This window comes from Methylophaga sp., from assembly GCF_965655755.1.
GTDB lineage: Bacteria > Pseudomonadota > Gammaproteobacteria > Nitrosococcales > Methylophagaceae > Methylophaga.
The window spans coordinates 14,279-18,087 of the sequence record NZ_CBFHHW010000007.1; the positions used below are offsets into that span (position 1 = coordinate 14,279).

Genomic DNA, 3,809 nt, shown 5'->3' on the forward strand with positions numbered 1-3,809 from the left:
GCCTGTGCCGCTGCCGCATCACCAACGGCTACTAAATAGGCATCTGTTTTTGGTATTTCGGGAAGCGAATCAGTCGCTTCCAATAAGGCAACCAATCGTTCCAGACCAATAGCAAAACCTATTGCTGTAGCATCTTTACCGCCTAATTGCGCGACCAAACCATCATAACGACCACCAGCACAGACAGTGCCCTGTGAGCCGAGTTGATCCGTCACCCACTCAAATACAGTCTTACTGTAGTAATCCAAGCCTCTGACCAGACGCGGATTGATCTCATAGCTGATACCGACCTTGTCCAGCCTCTGGCACAATTGATCAAAATCAGCCTTTGATTCTGTGTCAAGGTGATCGATTAACTTCGGTGCGGCTGCATTGAGGGTTTGCATCTCCGGGTTTTTACTATCCAGGATTCGCAAAGGATTGCTATAGAGACGGCGCTGACTATCGTCATCCAGCTGTTCTTTATGCGCCTCAAAATACGTAACAAGCTGTTCGCGGTAAGCTAGACGTGCTTCCGTGCTGCCCAATGAGTTAATTTGCAGGGATATCCCCGTCAGCCCTAAAGCTTTCCAGAGTCTTGCTGTCATCATGATCATTTCAGCGTCAATATCTGGCCCACTGAAGCCGTATGCTTCAACACCCAGCTGATGGAACTGGCGGTAACGTCCTTTTTGCGGGCGTTCATGGCGGAACATGGGGCCCATATACCAAAGACGCTGAGTCTGGTTGAGCATTCCGTTCTGCATCGCTGCACGCACACAACCAGCAGTACCTTCAGGGCGCAATGTCAGGCTGTCACCGTTACGATCGTCAAAGGTATACATTTCCTTCTCGACGATATCCGTAACTTCACCAATAGAGCGCTTGAATAACTCTGTTTTTTCTACTATCGGAAAACGAATTTCCTGATATCCATAACCGCTTAAAACGGTTTTCATGGTGCTTTCAACTGCTTGCCAATAGGGCGTGACCTCGGGGAGTAAATCATTCATACCCCGAATCGAACGGATAATCTCTGCCACGATTAACTAATATCCTTTATTGGAATGACTTTTTCCGGCTCTGATTGCTGTTGACGCATAGCAATACGATTGCGGATTTCTTTTTCCAACTCGTCCACCAATGCTTCATTTTCAACTTTATGATTTGGTTTGCCATCGACGTACAGTAAGTTGGGGGTGCCACCTGTAAGCCCGATTGCAGCCTCTTTGGCTTCACCGGGCCCATTCACTACACAGCCAATAACAGCAACGTCCATAGGCTCAGTGATGTCTTCAAGTCGTGCTTCCAATGCATTGACCGTGGAAATAACATCAAACTGCTGTCTGGAACAGGATGGACAGGCGATTAAGTTGACACCTTTACTACGTATGCGGAGGCTTTTGAGAATATCAAAACCAACTTTAATTTCTTCAACCGGGTCGGCTGCGAGTGAGACACGAATAGTATCCCCAATACCCTCCGCCAACAACATACCTAAACCAATCGAAGATTTCACTGAACCCGAGCGCAGACCACCCGCTTCTGTAATACCTAAATGCAAAGGCTGTTCAATTTGGTCGGCCAGTTTGCGATAAGCATGAACGGTCATAAACACATCTGATGCTTTCAAACTGACTTTGAAATCCGGGTAATCCAGTCTGTCGAGAATATCTATATGACGTAAAGCTGATTCAACTAGTGCATCTGGTGTCGGCTCGCCATACTTTTTTTGCAATTCTTTTTCGAGGGAGCCGGCATTCACCCCAATTCGTATTGGAATACCATGATCACGAGCGCTGTCGACAACGGCCCGAACCCGATCTTCGCGTCCAATATTGCCAGGATTGATCCGCAAGCAATCTACACCCAACTCAGCAACCCGTAACGCGATCTTATAATCAAAATGAATATCGGCGACCAGAGGAATCGACACTTGTTGCCTGATATTGCCAAATGCTTCTGCAGCATCCATCGTAGGCACAGAAACACGCACGATATCAGCTCCCACTTTTTGTAAGGCCTGAATTTGAGCAACTGTCGCTGCCACATCAGTGGTTTCCGTATTCGTCATGCTTTGTACTGCAACCGGTGCATCACCACCTACAGGCACATTGCCCACCATGATTTGGCGAGACTTCCTGCGTTTTATGTATGTTGTTGATTCCATCAGGATTCAACCCCCAACGTTAAACGTGCGACATCACCTTGTTTGTGAGGTGCCAGATCCACTGACGCACCATTATATGAAACGGATGCAACGTCAGCTCGCCCCAGCAAAACACTCAATGGCTGTTCGCTTTTAAGTAATAATGACTGGTCGGCACGCATCACTTTACTGACCAGTACTTGAGAATCTGCGTTAGTAACCTCTACCCAACATTCGCCTGTGAAACTCAGCTGTAATGTGGATTCATCCTGTGGAAGAGCGGTACTTTCCTGGGTGGGTGGAACCATTGATCCTGAATCTTTCTGCCCTATTTCGGCAGCAGTACTGACGGCTTCCATGGCGATAATCTCATCGAGATTGTTTTCTGAAGTCCCCAGCGCTTCCGCTGTCTGACTATCTTCTGCCAGTGTTGGATCAACTTTTGGCTGTAGCGTGCTCTGTTGCTCCAAAGGATCAACGATACTCGGCGTGAACGTATCATCTTCCTCTACTTCCTCAGTTTCCGTCAGCGATGATTGTTGTAGATCCTGCGTTTGTTGCCACTGCTGAAACGCTAGGCCAATCACTAAAATGACGATGGCAATCAATGCCAGCATGAACCATGGAAAGGGTTTGTCATCTTGACCGAGACCATGTTGTAACAAGTTAACACCTGGCTCTTTCAGTGTGTATTCGTCATTAAATACCGCTAGCATTTCTTCGAATGGTAAGCCGAGAAACTTAACGTAGCTGGAAAAATAACCACGTGCATAAGTCCGCCCATTGAGCTTATCCCACTGCGCTGTTTCCATGTAAATGACTGTTTCTTTTGTTAATCTCAGTTGTGCGGCTACTTCTGCAATCGAATACTTCTTGGCTTCACGCGCCTGTTTAAGTCGATCGCCTAGCGTTGGAGATGATGTTGCAACAACAATCTGTTCGTCGTGTGCTTCACTCATGAATCAATCAACCCCTGATTTAACATCCGCATTTCATCCGAATCAGGAAAACGGGAACGCAGAATCAAGCTGTAACTCGACACAGCATCTTGATCATTCAGCTTGTTTTCAATCTTTATTGCTAACAGCAAAGACTGTGCTGTCCAGCCTGATGCCTGCTGGTAGCGCTGAATGTATGCGCGTGACTGTAAATAATTTTGTTGTCCGTAATTAATGGTAGCCATCTGCAGTAAAGACTTTGATAACGTTGGCTGCAGTTGCAATGCCTTGCGAAAATACGCCTCCGCTTTTTCAAGATCCGGAATGCGGCTGACACACAGGCCTGCATTTTCCAGAGCCATTGCTTTGCTATTATAGAGAGGGTTTTCAATTGCTTTCAGAAACCGCTGCTCTGCGTCTTCATAGCGTCTCTGTTGACACAGAAAGACACCAAAATTGTTCTGTGCTTCTGAATATTTGGGTGCACGTTCAACCGCTTCCAGGAAATGTGCTTCCGCTTTATCATTTTCACCCAACTGTTGGTAAAGCAAGGCAATCGTATTGTGCGCGCTGGGTAAGTTAGGGTTTTGCTTGAGTGCTTTTTCTAACTTATCCAAAGCAATGGCATAATCACCACGTTGCATATAATTAAGACCGAGTCGCATGTTAATCTCTGCAGCCTTTGGGTCTGGCGCCACGTATTCCGGGCGTGTATTACCTGTTGAGTTACATGCTGTTAAAGC

The 3,809-nt window shown here is 46.8% G+C and carries 4 protein-coding genes; all 4 read right to left on the reverse strand.

The genetic code is table 11. The annotated features are described in order from the left end of the window. The coding region (gene hisS / locus ACTF5U_RS03960) for a histidine--tRNA ligase (RefSeq protein WP_438970345.1) at window positions 1-1,022 on the reverse strand (1,022 nt) is incomplete at its 3' end. Between the two features lie 2 nt (window positions 1,023-1,024). Next, window positions 1,025-2,149 (reverse strand): flavodoxin-dependent (E)-4-hydroxy-3-methylbut-2-enyl-diphosphate synthase, encoded by a 1,125-nt coding sequence (gene ispG, locus ACTF5U_RS03965; RefSeq protein WP_438970346.1) that lies wholly within the window; start codon window positions 2,147-2,149, stop codon window positions 1,025-1,027. After that, a complete protein-coding gene (locus tag ACTF5U_RS03970; protein WP_438970347.1) occupies window positions 2,149-3,087 on the reverse strand; it encodes a RodZ domain-containing protein in 939 nt (312 codons plus the stop codon). Before ACTF5U_RS03970 ends, ispG begins: the two co-directional genes overlap by 1 nt. Then, window positions 3,084-3,809: type IV pilus biogenesis/stability protein PilW (gene pilW / locus ACTF5U_RS03975; RefSeq protein WP_438970348.1), on the reverse strand; the 726-nt coding region annotated here is incomplete at its 5' end. The genes ACTF5U_RS03970 and pilW, both read right to left, overlap by 4 nt.